Below are 15,687 nucleotides of genomic sequence, written 5' to 3' on the forward strand. Positions count from 1 at the left end.
ACTCGTTCATGGTCGGTGTTGGAGACGGTTAGGCGTTCGATGGATGGGGAGCACGACCCCGATGCGGATCGAGTTCGGCAGGCACCTCCGGCTGCGGTGGCTCACCCGGCATCGGGCCCTCACCGCGCAGCGCCGCCCGCAGGCGATACACATAGGCCAGCACCTGGGCCACGGCGGTGAAGAGAGCGGCCGGCACCTGCTGATCGATCTCGGTGTGGGCATAGAGCGCCCGCGCCAGCATCGGCGACTGCAACACCGGCACCTGGTGCTCTTGGGCCACGTCTCGGATGCGCAGCGCGATCAGGTCCGCACCCTTGGCAATCACATGCGGTGCGGCCATGGTCTTTTCGTCATACTTCAATGCCACGGCGTAGTGGGTCGGGTTCATCACCACCAGATCGGCGGCGGGCACGCGCGTGACGCTGTTGCCCTGGGCGATCTCGCGCTGGCGCTGACGCAGCTTGCCCTTGAGCTGGGGATTGCCCTCGGTTTCCTTGTGCTCGTCCTTGACCTCCTTGAGCGACATCTTCAAGCGGTGCCGGTGCAGGTACTGCTGCAAGGGCACGTCGATGAGCGCGACCAGCAGCACCACGGCCAACAGCCCACCCACCCCCACCATGAACCAGCGCCCGAGCTGGCTCAACGAGCTTTCCAGGGGCCGCAGCAGCAGGGTGCCGAATTCGACCAGGTGCGTGCTCACGAACACCGATGCCACGATGGCGAGCAACACGGTGATGCCCAGCAGCTTGAGCACCTCGAAGAACTGCTGGCGCGAAAACAAGCGCTTGAACCCGCTGATCAACCCAATCTTGGACAGTTCTGGCACCAGTGGTTTGGCGCTCCACGCAAACGAACCCACTGCAATCTGCGACAACGCCACGACGAGCGCGACCGTCACACCCAGCGGGAGAAAGAACATCAGGGCCTCACCCAGCGCCAGCGAGAGCTGCTGCAGGATCACTTCGGGATGGCGAATGCTGTCCTGATCAAAAGAAAAGCTCAGCCGCATGGCCTGGCGCAAGCGCTCGTAGCCCCAGGGCAGCAAGGCCAACAGCACCACCATGCCTCCCCCGAGCACAGCCAGATTCGACAGATCCTTGGCACGGGGCACCTGCCCGTCTTGCCGGGCTTTTTGCAGCCGCCTGGGGGAGGCCGGCAGATTCTTTTCTTGGGTGGAAGATTCCATGGGCGGTCAAACGAATCGTTGACCGCATTGTCTGGCGCCGACCGCTTTTCTAAAGCCCGATAAAGCCCGGGCTTTCCGGCCAGTTCCAGCCAGAAGGCCGATCAGAAGCCGAGGCTGGAGAGCAGATCGTCCACGTCCTGCTGGCTCGTCACCACGTCGGAGCGGCCCTCGGGGTTGACCACCGGGCCGGCCAAAGCCTCACGGGAACTGGGCGCGGGCTGGCGCGGCTTGGTCTCACCATCGGCTTGCAGGGCATGCGGCGCCGCCTCCAGCAACAGCTGCAGAAGCTGGCCCTCGATGGTGGCCGCCAGCGCCACGACCTTCTTGATCACCTGCCCGGTGAGGTCGTGGAAATCCTGCGCCAGCATGATCTCGGTGAGGTGGGCATCGGTGCGCTCGGTGCTCTGCTGGATTTTTTCCGACCACTCCACCAGCTCCGGCATGGCCCATTTCAGACCAGGTACCCCACGGATGGTCTCGACGAGCCGCCGGCTGTGCTGCCGCACCGCGTCCTGCTCGGCCTTGGCCTCATCGACACGGTTGAGCACTTTTTCGGCCGCCTCACCCGTGAGTCGGGCAATGTATTCGAGCCGGCTGCGCGCGTCGGGCAACTCTTCCACCGCCCCCTTGAGAACCGGGGCGTACCCCAGCTCGTGCAGGGCATCGTGCAGCTGGCGGGTGATCGCCCCCAGCTTCTGGAACATCTCGGAGGACGGGTCGTGGTGCGTAGGGGTACTGTTGCTCATGCTGCCTGCCCTTCTTACCAGCCCATCTTCTTGAAGATATTGGCGAGTTTTTCTTCAAGGGTGGCCTTGGTGAAAGGCTTGACGATGTAGCCAGCCGCCCCGCCCTGGGCTGCGGCGATGATGTCTTCCTTACGGGCTTCCGCAGTCACCATGAGCACCGGAATGTGCTTGAGCTTCTCGTCGGCCTTGATCTGGTTGAGCAGTTCGAAGCCGTTCATGTTCGGCATGTTGATGTCGCTGACCACGAAGTCGAACTTGCCGTTGCGCAGCTTGTGCAGCGCCACCACCCCGTCCTCGGCCTCGTCGGCATCGGCGTGGCCGATTTCCTTGAGCAGGTTGCGCACGATGCGGCGCATGGTGGAAAAATCGTCAACGATCAGAAAACGCAGGTCGGGCATACATGGCTCCGTGTGGGGAGAGCTCTAAGTGTAAGGGCAGTGTGGGTGGATGCGGTCATTGCGCTGCACCGGTGGGCGCTGCCGCCTCGTTGCCGCCGAATGTGGAAGATGAGAGCCGATACCCCTCTGCCATGCGTTCCTCCGCCTCCTGGGTCAGCACCAGGATGCTGATGCGCCGGTTCACCGGGTCGAAAGGACGATCGGCCAGCAGGGGTTGGCTGGAGCCCATGCCCACCACGCGGGCGAGCTTCTCGTCGGGCAGACCGGCAGCCACCAGTTCACGGCGCGTGGCGTTGGCCCGATCGGCCGACAGTTCCCAGTTGCTGTAGCCGCGCGCGCCGCTGCCATAGGGCGTGGCATCCGTATGCCCAGACAGCGAGATGCGGTTGTCCACCTCGGCCAGTGCCGCGCCGATTTCGCGCAGAATGTCACGCATGTAGGGCCGAACCACTGCACTGCCCACGTCGAACATGGCCCGGTTCTGGTCGTCCACGATCTGGATGTTCAACCCGTCCTGCACCATCTCCATGCGGATCTGGTCGCGGAACTCGGAAAGCCGTATGTTGTTGTTGATGACGGTTTCGATCTTGTCGCGCAGGCCCTCGATGCGCTGGCGCTCCAAGCGCATGGCCTCCTGCCGGATCAGTTGCGCACCCAGCTCGCGCGTCGCCAACTCGGCGTCTCCACGCGCCATCTGCCCCGTGGTGCGGGTGAGGTCATCGCCACCTCCTGGCAGGATGCTGTCGCTGGCTCCACTGCCAGGCCCCCCGAACAGGGTAGCCATGAACGGGGCGTTGAAATAATCGGAAATGCCCTTGCGGTCCGCCTCCGTGGTGGAGCCGAGCAGCCACATCAGCAGGAAGAAAGCCATCATGGCCGTCACGAAGTCGGCATAGGCGATCTTCCAGGCCCCACCGTGTGCCCCATGCCCACCCTTCTTGACGCGCTTGATGATGATGGGTTGCAGCGGTTTGCCCGAAGCGGCCATGGTCGTCGACGCCCTGTGTTATTTCTTGGTCTTGACGTGACCTTCGAGTTCCAAGAAGGTGGGACGCTCGGTGGAGTACAGCACCTTGCGCCCGAACTCGATCGCCGTCATCGGCGCATAACCCTGCATGCTGGCCAATAGGGTGGTCTTGATGCACTGGAGTTCCTTGGTGCCCTCTTCCATCTTCTGCTCCAGCAGGCCGGCCAGCGGCTCCACGATGGCATAGGCCAGGAAGATCCCGAGGAAGGTACCGACCAGCGCCGAGCCGATCATGCCCCCGAGCACGGCGGGCGGTGAATCGACCGCGCCCATGGTCTTGATGACACCGAGCACCGCCGCCACGATGCCGAACGCCGGCAGCGCGCCAGCCAGGCGGGTGAAGGCGCCGACCACGGCATGCTCCTCCTGGTGATGGGTGTCAATCTCGCTGTCCATCAAAGCCTCGATCTCGTGGGCGTTCAGGTTGCCGGAGACCATCATGCGCAGGTAGTCGGTAACGAACTCGATGACATGGTGGTCCGAGCCGACCGTGGGATACTTCTGGAACAGCGGCGAGTCCTCAGGATTTTCGACATCGTTTTCGATCGCCATCAGGCCCTCCTTGCGGGCCTTCTGCAGGATCTCATAGAGCATGGCCAGCAGCTCCATGTAGCGCTCTTTGGTGTACTTGCTGCTTTTGATCGCCTTGCCAAAGGCCCCGGCCGCCTTCTTGAGCACCTTGGGCTGGTTGTTGACGGCGAATGCCCCCATGGCCCCGCCCATGATGATGAGCATTTCCACCGGCAGAGCCTTGAGAATGACGCCGATGTTGCCGCCGGCAATGACGTAGCCGCCGAACACGCAGCCCAGCGCGACGATGTACCCGATGATCACCAGCATGTGCGTCTCAACCCCGGTTGCAATGCGAAACCATTCTATCGGCAGACGCCACCCCGACTGGAGGGCGGATGCTCATACCCGCCCACCTTGCCACGCCCGCCGCACACGCACATACAGCCTCCAGGCCGCCCACCCCTTCCAGGCCCAACGCCACCATCGGCGCGGCCGGCGCCACACCAGCAGGCCTACCACACCCAAAGGAACCCAGGGGTGCGCCCGCATCCAGTGGGCCGTATGCCGGGCCTGATCGGCCACCTGAAACAGAGGTTGCAGTGCGCGGCCGTGGGCCACCAGCCGCTCGCGCAGCAGGCCAGAGCGCTGCACCAGCTCGGCACGCCGCATCCACAGCGCTTGCCGCTGCCTCATGGCCGCAGCTGCTGGGCATCGCGGGCCAGCTCTTGGGTGGTGGCTTCGAACCAACGCCGGGTTTCGCGTGCACGGGCCCGCGCGATCAGCAGCGCCACCGCACCGAGGGTGAGAAAGACGGCCGTGAACACGGCCAACGCCAGCGCACGGTGAGACTCCCACCACAGCACGGTGAGCAACACCGCCAGAAAACCCAGGCCGAGACACAACAGCACCGCTGCGGCCACAGCCCAGGCCATCAGTTCCACGACACCGATGGCGTGATCGCGCGCCTCGACACCCAGCAGCTCGAAGCGCACGCGCACAAGCTGCAAGCCGTCGTGCAGCCAACCCTTGAGGCCCGCCAGCAGCGAATCGGTCGGTGGAGATGGGGGCTCGGTGCGTTCGTCTTGGGCCATTGCCGGGCCGGCCAGCGCGTCAGCGGCGGCTGATCAGCAGCCCGACGATCAACCCGATGCCGGCCGCCAGACCGATGGATTTCCAGGGGTGCTCGTGAACGTAGTCGTCTGTGGCGCGGGCCACTTCGCGGGTCTTGACCCGAACCGCGTCTTCCCAATCGCCCATTTTGTGGCGCGCATTGCGCAGGTTGTCCTGCATGCGCTCGCGCAGTTCTGTGATCCGTTCGCCGGTCTGGCTGGCGGTCGCGCTCAACAACTCCTCGGCATCGGCCATGACGGCCTTGAGGTCGGCCATCAGTTTGTCTTTGGGCTGGTGTTGGGCTTGTTGGGTATCTGTCATCGTCGACTCCCGTTACGGTTGGTTGAACACTATATCAGGCGGACGCCGAGGCCGCGACAGGATTGCGCAGACGGATGTGCAATTCCCGCAATTGTTTCTCGTCCACCATGCTGGGCGCCTGGGTGAGGAGGCACTGGGCACGCTGCGTCTTGGGAAACGCAATCACATCGCGGATGGACTCGGCCTTGGTCATGAGCGTGATGAGGCGGTCCAGGCCGAAGGCCAGGCCGCCATGGGGCGGAGCGCCGTATTGCAGCGCGTCCAGCAGAAAACCGAACTTGGCCCGCGCCTCTTGCGGGCCGATCTTGAGCGCGGCAAACACCTTGCTCTGCACGTCGGCGCGGTGGATACGCACCGAGCCGCCTCCCAGCTCCCAGCCGTTGAGCACCATGTCGTAGGCCTTGGCCATGCATTGGCCCGGATCGCTGTCCATGAGTTCTTCGTGGCCGTCCTTGGGCGCCGTGAAGGGGTGGTGCATGGCGTTCCAACGCCCTTCTTCCTCGTCGTACTCGAACATGGGGAAATCCACCACCCACAGCGGTGCCCAGCGGTCCTCGAAGAGCCCGCTCTTGCGGGCAAAGTCGCTGTGGCCGATCTTGATGCGCAGCGCGCCGATGGCATCGTTGACCACCTTGGCCTGGTCGGCGCCGAAGAACAGGATGTCGCCGTTTTGCGCCCCCGAGCGCTGCAGGATGGCGGCGATGGCCGCGTCGTGCAAGTTCTTGACGATGGGGCTCTGCAAGCCGTCACGGCCGGCGGCCGCGTCGTTGACCTTGATCCACGCCAGCCCTTTGGCGCCGTAGATCTTCACAAACTCGGTGTAGGCGTCGATCTCGGAGCGGCTCATCTCGGCCCCACCCGGCACGCGCAAGGCGACCACGCGGCCGTTGGGCATCTGGGCCGGGGCGCTGAAGACCTTGAAGTCCACGTCGGCCATCACGTCGGTCAGTTCGGTGAATTCGAGTTTGACGCGCAGATCGGGCTTGTCGGAGCCGAAGCGGTGCATAACCTCGGCGTAAGGCATCACGGGGAAGTCGCCCAGGTCCACACCGAGGGTGTTCTGGAACACCGTCTTGATCATGTCCTGGAACAGGTCCCGGATTTCCTGCTCGTCGAGGAAAGAGGTTTCGATGTCGATCTGGGTGAACTCGGGCTGACGATCGGCGCGCAGGTCCTCGTCGCGGAAGCACTTGGTGATCTGGTAGTAGCGGTCGAAGCCCGCCACCATGAGCAACTGCTTGAACAACTGAGGCGACTGCGGCAGCGCGAAGAAGTGGCCATCGTGGACGCGGCTGGGCACCAGGTAGTCGCGCGCGCCCTCCGGTGTGCTCTTGGTGAGCATGGGGGTTTCGATGTCGATGAAACCGTGGGCATCCAGGAACTTGCGCACCTCCATGGCAACCTTGTAACGCAGCATGAGGTTGCGCTGCATGTAGGGGCGGCGCAGGTCGAGCACGCGATGCGTCAGGCGCGTGGTTTCGCTCAGGTGCTCGTCGTCCAACTGGAACGGCGGTGTGACCGAGGGGTTGAGTACCTTGATCTCGTGGCAGAGCACCTCGACCTTGCCGCTCTTGAGGCTGTCGTTGGTGGTGCCTTCGGGTCGGGCACGAACCACGCCTTTGACCTGGACACAGAACTCGTTGCGCAGACCTTCGGCGACTTTGAACATGTCCGGGCGGTCTGGATCGCAGACCACTTGCACATAACCCTCGCGATCGCGCAGGTCCACAAAGATCACGCCACCGTGGTCGCGGCGGCGATTGACCCAGCCACACAGGGTCACGCTCTGCCCGATAAGGGCCTCGGTCACCAGACCGCAGTATTCGCTACGCATCGCCATACACTTGCTTTCGAGTAATGGCCAGCGCGCCCGCGCCGACCAGGGGGTGTGAAGTTCAGCCACCACCCTGACGCGGCAGCCGTGAGGAAGGGATCAGTGGCAGGCGCAAGCGCTGCCGCAGGCAGTGGCCGACGCCGTGCTGTCGCCGGAGCCAGCGGCCGCCGCTTCGGAGCTTGCGGCTGCCGTGGCCGTACCTGCGGCGGCGGCAGAACCGGCACCCCCGCCGTTGTTGCGGAAGTCGGTGACATACCAGCCCGACCCCTTGAGCTGGAAGCCGGCGGCGGTCAACTGCTTCCTGAAGGAGGAGGCGCCGCACACGGGGCAGTCGGTCAGAGGATCGTCGGAGATTTTTTGCAGAACGTCCTTGGCATGTCCGCAGGACTCACACTTGTACGCATAGATGGGCATGATGATTACCTGTGCAAACCGGGAAGATCTGAAAAAGGAGGTCAACCTGCCATTATAGTTGCGGCCACCGTGGTCGCCTTCAAGCCCCCTTTTTTTCGGCCCCTCACCAGAGGCTGACGCGGACGTACATCTGCATCAGCAACAGGCCCAGCACGAAACCGATACCCCCATAGATCAACCCTTGCAGCAGCCGATTGGTGCGGCGCTGCTCGCGCACCAACTCCTGCACCTCGCGGCGCAAGTCGGTCGGGCGCTGGCGCAGGTAATCGTGCAGCAGCCGGGGCAGCTCCGGGACCAGTTTGGCGTAATGCGGCGCCTCGGCTTTGAGCTGGTTCCAGAATTTCTTGGGCCCTACCTGCTCCAGCATCCACTGTTCCAGGAAGGGTTTGGCCGTGCTCCAGAGGTCCAGGTCCGGGTCGAGTTCGCGCCCCAGGCCCTCGATGTTGAGCAGCGTCTTTTGCAGCAGCACGAGCTGGGGCTGGATCTCGACGTGGAAGCGGCGCGAGGTCTGGAACAGACGCATCAGCACCAGACCGAGCGAAATGTCTTTGAGCGGGCGGTCGAAGTAGGGCTCGCACACCGCACGGACGGCGGCCTCCAGCTCATCGACCCGGGTGTCGGGCGGCACCCAGCCGCTTTCGATGTGCAGTTCGGCCACGCGCTTGTAATCGCGCCGGAAGAAAGCGGTGAAGTTCTGCGCCAGGTACTCCTTGTCGAACTGGGTCAGGGTCCCGACGATACCGAAGTCCAGCGAGATGTAGCGGCCGAACGTCTCGGGCTCGATGCTGACCTGGATGTTGCCCGGGTGCATGTCGGCGTGGAAGAAGCCGTCGCGGAACACCTGGGTGAAAAAAATCGTCACGCCGTCGCGCGCCAGCTTGGGAATGTCCACCCCGGCGGCGCGCAGCCGCTCCACCTGGTTGATGGGCAAGCCCTTCATGCGCTCCATCACCAGCACGTCGCTGCGGCAATGGTCCCAGATCATTTCGGGGATGAGCACGAGCTGCAGATTCTCCATGTTGCGGCGCAGCTGCGTGGCGTTGGAGGCCTCGCGCATGAGGTCCAGCTCGTCGTGCAGGTACTTGTCGAACTCGGCCACCACTTCGCGCGGCTTGAGCCGACGGCCGTCGGCCGACAGCGCCTCCACCCAGCCGGCCATCATGCGCATGAGCCCCAGATCTTTCTCGATCACGGGCAACATGCCGGGGCGCAGCACCTTGACCGCCACCTCGCGCCCGCTTTTGAGCACCGCAAAGTGGACCTGGGCAATCGATGCGCTGGCCACCGGCACCTGGTCGAAACTGGCAAAGACGTCGTCGAGTTTTTTTCCGAATGCCCGCTCGATGGTCGCCACCGCCACCGCGGAAGGAAACGGCGGCACCCGGTCTTGCAGTTTGGCCAGTTCCTCGGCGATGTCCAGCGGCAGCAGATCGCGGCGGGTGGACAAAACCTGACCGAATTTGACAAAGATCGGCCCCAGGCGCTCCAGGGCTTCGCGCAAGCGTTGGCCACGCGGACTGTCGAGCCGGCGACCGATGGTGATGATGGCCCGCACGGTTCGCACCACGGGATTGCGAAAGCCGGACAACACGAGTTCATCGAGGCCGTAGCGGAACACGACCCAGACGATGAACACCCCTCGGAAAAATCGCGTGATCACTGGTCGGCTCCGCTGCGCTCGGGTGCAGAAGGGGGGCCGGCATCGGACTTGCCCCCCGGTGCCCAGGCGCCCACCTTGGCGCGCAGGTCTTGGGCTTGGGAGGCGGCCCCGGCCGCAAAGGCACGCAAACGGGTGAGCGCGGCCTTGCTTGCCTCGACCAGGGTGTGCGCGGCCGCATCCCCGACGAAGCGGGACAGGTCTTCCTCCACATCCCAGCGGACATTGTCCACCAGCCAGGCGATGTCGGCCGCGAACTGCACATCGCCCTGGATGTCCACCGCAGGTTTCTCCCCCGAGGTAAGCGTCTGCGCCAGCGCCACGGGTGAGGGTTCGGTGAGCGTGACGCGCAAGTCCGGTGTCGGGTTTCCCGGGGTGACGCCCAACAAACCCACGGGGGTGGCCTGCAGGCTGAGCGACAGGCGCCCCCACTGCGCTTGCAGCACCTTGCCTTTTTGCCGTCGCAACCGCTCCATGGCCTGGGGTTCCTGCATCAGCACATGGTTCAGAAAAAGCACGAGGCGGTTCTGCAACTCGGCACGCAGCCAGTCTGGCGGGGGCGGAAGGGCAGCCGCGAACTGCTCGAACAGCTCAGGCGGGGGGAACGGAAAGGGGGGCTTGGTCATAAGCCCCCGATTTTGACGGATAAAGACGCAACCGGCCGTTGCCACGCTCAAGGTGGACTCAGCGGCGGACCCTGCGCAGGGTCCGCCACAGCGGTGGCAGGACCAGCGACACCACGGCGATGCCCAACAGCGTGGCGGAAATCGGCTTGTCGAGAAACACCATCCAGTCACCACCCGAAATCTGCAGCGCCCGGCGCATGTTCTCTTCCATGATGTCACCCAGGATCAGCGCGAGGATCATGGGAGCGACCGGAAAGCCGTTGAGCCGCATCAGCAACCCCACCAGACCAAAGCCCAGCAACAGCAGCAGGTCGAAGGTGGTGAACTTGAGCCCGTACACACCGATCATGCAGAACAGCAAGATGAGTGCCAGCAGCATGGGACGCGGCACCTCCAGGATGCGCGCAATGTACGGGATCAGCGNGACCAAAGCCCAGCAACAGCAGCAGGTCGAAGGTGGTGAACTTGAGCCCGTACACACCGATCATGCAGAACAGCAAGATGAGTGCCAGCAGCATGGGACGCGGCACCTCCAGGATGCGCGCAATGTACGGGATCAGCGGCAGGTTCAGAATCAGCAGGAACAGGTTGCCGATGTACATGCTGGCGATCACCCCCCAGAACACGTCGGGGCGCTCGGTCAGCATCATGGGGCCTGGCGTCACCCCCATGACCAGCAAGGCCCCCAGCAGCACGGCCGTGGAGCCGGACCCCGGCACCCCCAGGGTAAGCAAGGGCACAAACGAACCGCTGCACGCCGCATTGTTGGCTGCTTCAGGCGCGGCCACGCCCTTGATGTTGCCTTTGCCGAAGGTGTGGCCGTCCTTGGCGATGCGCTTTTCGGTGATGTAGGCCAGGAAAGACGCCACCGTGGCCCCTGCCCCGGGCAGCACCCCGACAAAAAAGCCCTGGGTGGAACTGCGCAGCACCGGGCCAGTGATTTCACGCACCTCCTGGCGGCTGAGTTTCAGCGATCCGAGGGCCTGCTGCACATAGCCCTTGGCATCGCGCCCCTTCAGGAGCATGACGAACACCTCGGCCAGGGCAAAGACGCCGAGCGCCACCACCAGAAAGTCGATTCCCTGCAGGAGGTGCAGGGAATCGAAGGTGTAGCGTTGCGTGCCGGTCTGCCGGTCGATGCCGACGATGGACACCATCATGCCGAAGACAGCCGCCATCAGCCCCTTGACCAGCGACTTGTCCGAGAGACTGACCACGGCCGTCAGGCCCAGCGCCATGAGGGCGAAATACTCCGGCGGCCCGAAGCTGACCGCCACCCTGGCCAGCAACGGCGCCACCAGCATGAGGGCGACCACGCTGATGGTGCCTCCCGCAAACGAGGCCCAGGCCGCGAGCGCGAGCGCCTTGCCGGCCTGCCCTTTCTTGGCCATTGGAAAACCGTCGAACGAGGTGGCAACCGTGCCCGCCACACCCGGTGCATTGAGCAAAATCGACGAGGTGGACCCCCCGAAAATGGCCCCGTAGTACACCCCGGACATGAGAATCAACGCCGAGGTGGGGTTCATGGAAAAGGTGATCGGAATCATCAGCGCCAGTGCGCTGATCGGCCCCAACCCCGGCACCATGCCGATGATGGTGCCGGCGAACACGCCGATGAACACGTACATCAGGTTGCCCGGTTGCAAGGCCACGCTGAAACCGAAAAAAATGCTGTCAAGCACGTCCATATCGATTCCTTGGCGTCAGATAGGCAGCCAACCGGCCGGCAGGTGGATGTTCATGAAGCGGGTCATCACCAGATACAACCCCAGCGGCACCGCCAGCGACACGATGGCATTGATGCCGTGGCGCCTATAACCATAAAACCACGTTAGGCCGGCGGTGAGTAGGAACGAGGCCAGCACAAAACCCATCCAGCCTAGGGCGAAGGCGTAGACAGCGATAGCCACAGAGGTCACGACCACCGGCTGCCATCGCTCCCAAGGGGTGCGCACGGCCTCCCCCTCCTCTGTGGGCGCAGCGGCTCCATCCTTCTCAAAGAAGAGCCAGACCGACAGGCCCAGCATCAGCACACCGAGCAGCTTGGGAAAAGCATCCGAATCGACGGGTCTCGGGATGGGGAACACCGGTATCTGAAAGGCCGCCCAGAGATAGGCCGCGGACAGCAGACCGATGATCACCGCCAGGATGCGGTTGGCACTCATGAACAGTCTCCACACAGGACACGCGAAGGCTGGCGGCCCCTTGGAGGGCTCGCCAGCCGGAAGGATTTGCCGCGACGATCAGCGGCGAACCAGTCCAAGGTCGCTCAGCACGGTGCTGAACTGCTTGTGCTGTTCGTCCAGGAAGGCACCGAATTCGGCACTGGTCTGGAAGGCATCGATCCAGCCCAGCTGGTCACGCGCCTGAGCCCAGGCCGGGGTCTTGAGCATGCGGGCGTACATGTCCTGGTAGTAGGCCACAGCTTCGGGGGGCATGCCCGGCGCCCCCATGATGCCGCGCCAGATGTCGAAAGTGAAATCGATGCCCTGCTCCTGATAGGTCGGGACGTCCGGGATCGAACTCATGCGCTTCGGGCCCGAGATCGCCAGTGCACGGACCTGCCCTCCCTTGAGCTGGGCCTGGGCCTCGCCAGCCCCGGTGATGACCGCTTCCACATGACGACCCAGCAGGTTGGTCATGGCTTCGCCGCCGCCCGAGAAGGCGATGTAGTTCAGCCGGTTCGCTGCCACGCCAGCCGCGGAGGCGGCTCCGGCGATGGAGATGTGGTCCATCGAGCCAGGTGCAGAGCCCCCGCCCACGCTGAGGTTGGGCCGAGCCTTGATCGCCTCGAACAGCTCCTTGGCACTTTTGTAAGGCGCATCGGTGCGCACCAGCAGGATGGAGTAGTCGGTGATCAGGCGGGCGATGGGCGTGAAGTCCTTGTGCCCGAAACGGGACGCACCCGACAGGGGCACCAGGATGATGGGGGGGCTGGCCGCGAACAGCACATGCGGGTTGCCGCGCTTGGCCGCGATCTGGGCCCATGCCACGGCACCCCCACCCCCTGGGATGTTGATGGGCGCGAAGTTCACCGGTGCCAGCTTTTCTTCCTGGATCACCCGCGCCGTGGTGCGGATCAGGGTGTCCCAGCCCCCACCAGGGTTGGCCGGTGCAATGTACTCCACCGCCTGACGCGGCTGCCATGCCTGCGCCCAGGCCATGCCCAACGGGCCCATCGAAGCACCGGCCAGACCGGCAACGCCCATCCACTTGAGCGCGTCGCGGCGCGCCAGACCTTTGTCGTGTTGCATCATCTCGTCTCCTGGTGAATACCATGCCACCCCGCTCGACTGCGGGGAGTGACGGGATGCTAGGGGGTCGGCCCCCTCAGGGCATGAGGGTTTCCCCCGATTCAGGGGGTTGAGATTAAATTGGGCTTTTTGTTCATTTTGCTCACACATTCGGCCGCAACTGGTACAGGCGTTGCGGTCTGCCCACTTCGCCGTAGGCCGGAGCCACCACCGCCTGCCCGGTCCCCACCAGGTATTCAAGATAACGCCTTGCAGTGGACCGGCTGGTTCCGGCGCGTTCGGCCAGCTCGCTCGCTGTCAGCGGTTCATGGGCCTGGGTCAGGGCCTGAATGAAGGTGTCCAGCGACAGGGCATCCACCCCCTTGGGCAAGGTGCGCACGCGGCTCTCGGGGATTGCACTCGACAACGCTTCGTCCAGCTGCTCCTGATTGATCTCCCGACCCTTGCGCCTCATGTTGCGGCGCTGCACGTAGCGATCCAGCATGGCCTGCATGCGCACGGCTTGTACCGGTTTGATGAGAAAGTCAAACACGCCAGCACGCAGCGCCTCCTCCACCGTGTCCACCTCTCTGGCAGCGGTGACCATGACGATGTCGAGGCTGCGGCAGCAACGACGAGCCTCCCACAGCAAGGACAGGCCCTCGACATCGGGGAGGTAGACATCGAACAAGGCCAGGTCTGCGCCATGGGGATGGCGTTGCAGCCACTCCAAGGTTTCACGACCATCGCGGCAACTGCCCACGACCACGAAGGCACCATGCTGTTCCACCATCGCCTGATTGATGCGGGCGATGCGAAAGTCGTCCTCGACGATCAGCACACGGTAAGGCGGTCCATCAGCTTTCATCCAACGCTCCCAACGCCATGACCTGACGCTTGTCCACCACGGCAACGAAACAGGCTCCGCCGGCCTGGCCGGGCTCCAGCGACACGTCCCCCCCGAATTCGCGGCACAACCGGCGCACCAGCGCCAACCCGATGCCGCGCCCGCTGCCCTTGGTGGACGTGCCACGTTCGAACACGCGTTCACCCTGCTCCTCGTCCACACCACTGCCGTTGTCATCCACCTCGATGACGATGTCGTCCCCCATGTCGGTGAACGACAGCCGCACCACCGGCCTGCGGCCATCCGGGCGCTGTGCCTCGCAGGCGTTGTCCAGCAGGTTGCCGATGATGCTCAGCAGCGCCTCGCGGCCCTGCAAAGACAGCTCGGACTGCAGGGTACTGCCTTCATCGACCTCGATCGTCACACCCCGCGCAGAAGCGCGCATGAGCTTGCCGGCCAGCAGGCCACACAGCGCCGCGTCACGCACCCGGCTCTGCAGCAGGGTCAAACGGGCCTGTTCAAGCCGGGTCTCCTCGCCGATCATCTGGATGGCCTCCTGCACTTGGCCGAGCTGCAACAGCCCGGCGAGCGTGTGCAGCTTGTTCGAAAACTCGTGCGCCTGGGCGCGCAGCCCATCGGCCAGTTGCCGCACCTCGGTCAGGCTGCGGGAAAGTTCCAGGATCTCCATGCGGCTGCGGAAGGTGGCCACCGCCCCCTCGACCCGTCCATTCACCACGATGGGCACCCGATTGACCACGACCAACTGCTCCCCTACCCAGGTTTCGCGGTCGTATTGGGCTTCGCCGGTTTCCAGCACCTCGTGCAACCTCGAATGCGGCAACGCCTCCAGAATGTCTCGACCGACCGGATCCTGTGCTTCGCCCCCGGGCAGGAAGCGGCGGGCACCGGCATTGGCCAGGGTAATGCGTCCATCGACGTTGACCGCGATAAGGCCCTCGTGGATCGACTGCAAGATCGCGTCTTTCTCTTTCAGCCGGCGGGCGATCTCGTGTGGCTCCAGCCCCAGGATGGCACGCTTGAAACGGTTGGCGATCGCGACCGCCCCCAGCAAACCCAGTCCTGCCGTGCCCAGCATGAGCAGGAGGTTGTTGCGCAGATCCCCGGCAATGCGCTCCTGGATCTCGCTGGCCAGAAACCCCACCGACACGACGCCGATGATGTCACCCGCCTCGTCAAACACAGGCACCTTCCCCCGGATCGAAGGCCCCAGCGATCCCTTCGCCCGGGACACGTAGGCTTCTCCACGCAGCAGGGCGGGGTCGTTGTCCTCCCCGACCATGCGTTGCCCGATCCGGTCGGGCAACGGATGAGAATAGCGGATGCTGTCACGGTTGCCCACCACCACGAAACTGGCACCGGTCTGCAGACGCACGCGCTCCGCTATCGGCTGGATCACGGCAGCGGGATCGGTCTGAGAAAAGGCGTCGATCAGCTGGTGGTTCGTGGCCAGGGTGCGGGCGACGCTCAGGGCTCGCTGCCCGATCTGATCTTCCATCAGGGCGGCATAGCGTTGACTGAGATAGGTGCCCTGGATGCCGAGCATGAGAATCAGCAATGAGCCGACCAGCAGGATCATCTGGGCACGGAAACCCGGTACCCAGCGTCGGGCAGCAGCAGTCGGGGACAGGGCTCGGATCACGTCGAACAACACGGCAAACGGGGTGCCCAGAGTGTGCCGCAGACAGACGCCCGTTGCCACACGGGCCCACCCTTAGACGGCCACGACCCCATACAATCGGCATAGGGGGCAGCCA

17 protein-coding genes and 2 pseudogenes are annotated in these 15,687 nt (G+C 64.2%); all 19 read right to left on the bottom strand.

The genetic code is table 11. The features are described 5' to 3' along the window. Positions 1 to 28: 28 nt before the first annotated feature. The 19 genes and pseudogenes from HZS63_RS02765 to HZS63_RS02850 all read right to left on the bottom strand — a co-directional run bounded on the left by HZS63_RS02765 (position 29) and on the right by HZS63_RS02850 (position 15,632). The gene (locus HZS63_RS02765) at positions 29 to 1,186 is read right to left on the bottom strand and encodes an EscU/YscU/HrcU family type III secretion system export apparatus switch protein (RefSeq protein ID WP_180682478.1); all 1,158 of its coding nucleotides are present in this window, start codon (positions 1,184 to 1,186) and stop codon (positions 29 to 31) included. Positions 1,187 to 1,287: 101 nt separating this feature from the next. Continuing rightward, complete coding sequence (locus HZS63_RS02770; protein WP_180682479.1) at positions 1,288 to 1,932, bottom strand: protein phosphatase CheZ; 645 nt, start codon at positions 1,930 to 1,932, stop codon at positions 1,288 to 1,290. A gap of 14 nt (positions 1,933 to 1,946) precedes the next feature. Beyond that, a complete protein-coding gene (cheY, locus tag HZS63_RS02775) occupies positions 1,947 to 2,330 on the bottom strand; it encodes a chemotaxis response regulator CheY (RefSeq protein WP_180682480.1) in 384 nt (127 codons plus the stop codon). Between the two features lie 55 nt (positions 2,331 to 2,385). Next, positions 2,386 to 3,318 (bottom strand): flagellar motor protein MotB, encoded by a 933-nt coding sequence (motB, locus tag HZS63_RS02780; protein ID WP_180682481.1) that lies wholly within the window; start codon positions 3,316 to 3,318, stop codon positions 2,386 to 2,388. Between the two features lie 18 nt (positions 3,319 to 3,336). Beyond that, positions 3,337 to 4,197: a flagellar motor stator protein MotA gene (motA, locus tag HZS63_RS02785; protein WP_180682482.1), complete on the bottom strand. Its 861-nt coding sequence runs from the start codon at positions 4,195 to 4,197 to the stop codon at positions 3,337 to 3,339. 72 nt (positions 4,198 to 4,269) lie between these two features. Further along, complete coding sequence (locus HZS63_RS02790; protein WP_180682483.1) at positions 4,270 to 4,563, bottom strand: YqjK family protein; 294 nt, start codon at positions 4,561 to 4,563, stop codon at positions 4,270 to 4,272. Beyond that, positions 4,560 to 4,961, bottom strand: coding sequence for a phage holin family protein (locus tag HZS63_RS02795; RefSeq protein WP_180682484.1), 402 nt, complete (start codon positions 4,959 to 4,961; stop codon positions 4,560 to 4,562). Before HZS63_RS02795 ends, HZS63_RS02790 begins: the two co-directional genes overlap by 4 nt. Positions 4,962 to 4,980: 19 nt before the next feature. Then, positions 4,981 to 5,301 carry an ElaB/YgaM/YqjD family protein gene (locus HZS63_RS02800; RefSeq protein ID WP_180682485.1) on the bottom strand — a complete coding sequence of 107 codons (321 nt, stop codon included), beginning with the start codon at positions 5,299 to 5,301 and terminating at the stop codon, positions 4,981 to 4,983. 34 nt (positions 5,302 to 5,335) lie between these two features. Then, positions 5,336 to 7,141, bottom strand: a complete 1,806-nt coding sequence (gene aspS / locus HZS63_RS02805; RefSeq protein ID WP_180682486.1) for an aspartate--tRNA ligase — start codon at positions 7,139 to 7,141, stop codon at positions 5,336 to 5,338. A gap of 93 nt (positions 7,142 to 7,234) precedes the next feature. Then, the gene (locus tag HZS63_RS02810) at positions 7,235 to 7,549 is read right to left on the bottom strand and encodes an FmdB family zinc ribbon protein (protein WP_180682487.1); all 315 of its coding nucleotides are present in this window, start codon (positions 7,547 to 7,549) and stop codon (positions 7,235 to 7,237) included. Positions 7,550 to 7,652: 103 nt separating this feature from the next. Then, positions 7,653 to 9,206, bottom strand: a complete 1,554-nt coding sequence (gene ubiB, locus HZS63_RS02815; RefSeq protein ID WP_180682543.1) for a ubiquinone biosynthesis regulatory protein kinase UbiB — start codon at positions 9,204 to 9,206, stop codon at positions 7,653 to 7,655. Then, on the bottom strand, positions 9,206 to 9,832 hold the full coding sequence (locus HZS63_RS02820; RefSeq protein WP_180682488.1) for a hypothetical protein: 627 nt from the start codon (positions 9,830 to 9,832) through the stop codon (positions 9,206 to 9,208). Before HZS63_RS02820 ends, ubiB begins: the two co-directional genes overlap by 1 nt. Before the next feature lie 58 nt (positions 9,833 to 9,890). Then, positions 9,891 to 10,073 carry a hypothetical protein gene (locus HZS63_RS13845; RefSeq protein ID WP_219339065.1) on the bottom strand — a complete coding sequence of 61 codons (183 nt, stop codon included), beginning with the start codon at positions 10,071 to 10,073 and terminating at the stop codon, positions 9,891 to 9,893. A gap of 15 nt (positions 10,074 to 10,088) precedes the next feature. Then, positions 10,089 to 10,211, bottom strand: a pseudogene (locus tag HZS63_RS14215) (tripartite tricarboxylate transporter permease); the annotation flags it as partial. 58 nt (positions 10,212 to 10,269) lie between these two features. After that, positions 10,270 to 11,520 (bottom strand): annotated as a pseudogene (locus HZS63_RS02830) (tripartite tricarboxylate transporter permease); the annotation flags it as partial. A gap of 15 nt (positions 11,521 to 11,535) precedes the next feature. Beyond that, positions 11,536 to 11,997: a tripartite tricarboxylate transporter TctB family protein gene (locus HZS63_RS02835; RefSeq protein WP_180682490.1), complete on the bottom strand. Its 462-nt coding sequence runs from the start codon at positions 11,995 to 11,997 to the stop codon at positions 11,536 to 11,538. A 78-nt stretch (positions 11,998 to 12,075) separates the two neighbouring features. Further along, complete coding sequence (locus HZS63_RS02840) at positions 12,076 to 13,089, bottom strand: Bug family tripartite tricarboxylate transporter substrate binding protein (protein WP_219339053.1); 1,014 nt, start codon at positions 13,087 to 13,089, stop codon at positions 12,076 to 12,078. A 139-nt stretch (positions 13,090 to 13,228) separates the two neighbouring features. Next, positions 13,229 to 13,933 carry a response regulator gene (locus HZS63_RS02845; RefSeq protein WP_180682491.1) on the bottom strand — a complete coding sequence of 235 codons (705 nt, stop codon included), beginning with the start codon at positions 13,931 to 13,933 and terminating at the stop codon, positions 13,229 to 13,231. Further along, complete coding sequence (locus HZS63_RS02850; protein WP_180682492.1) at positions 13,923 to 15,632, bottom strand: ATP-binding protein; 1,710 nt, start codon at positions 15,630 to 15,632, stop codon at positions 13,923 to 13,925. Before HZS63_RS02850 ends, HZS63_RS02845 begins: the two co-directional genes overlap by 11 nt. Between the last annotated feature and the right edge of the window lie 55 nt (positions 15,633 to 15,687).

The organism is Tepidicella baoligensis (assembly GCF_013432195.1).
Taxonomy (GTDB): Bacteria; Pseudomonadota; Gammaproteobacteria; order Burkholderiales; family Burkholderiaceae_C; genus Tepidicella; species Tepidicella baoligensis.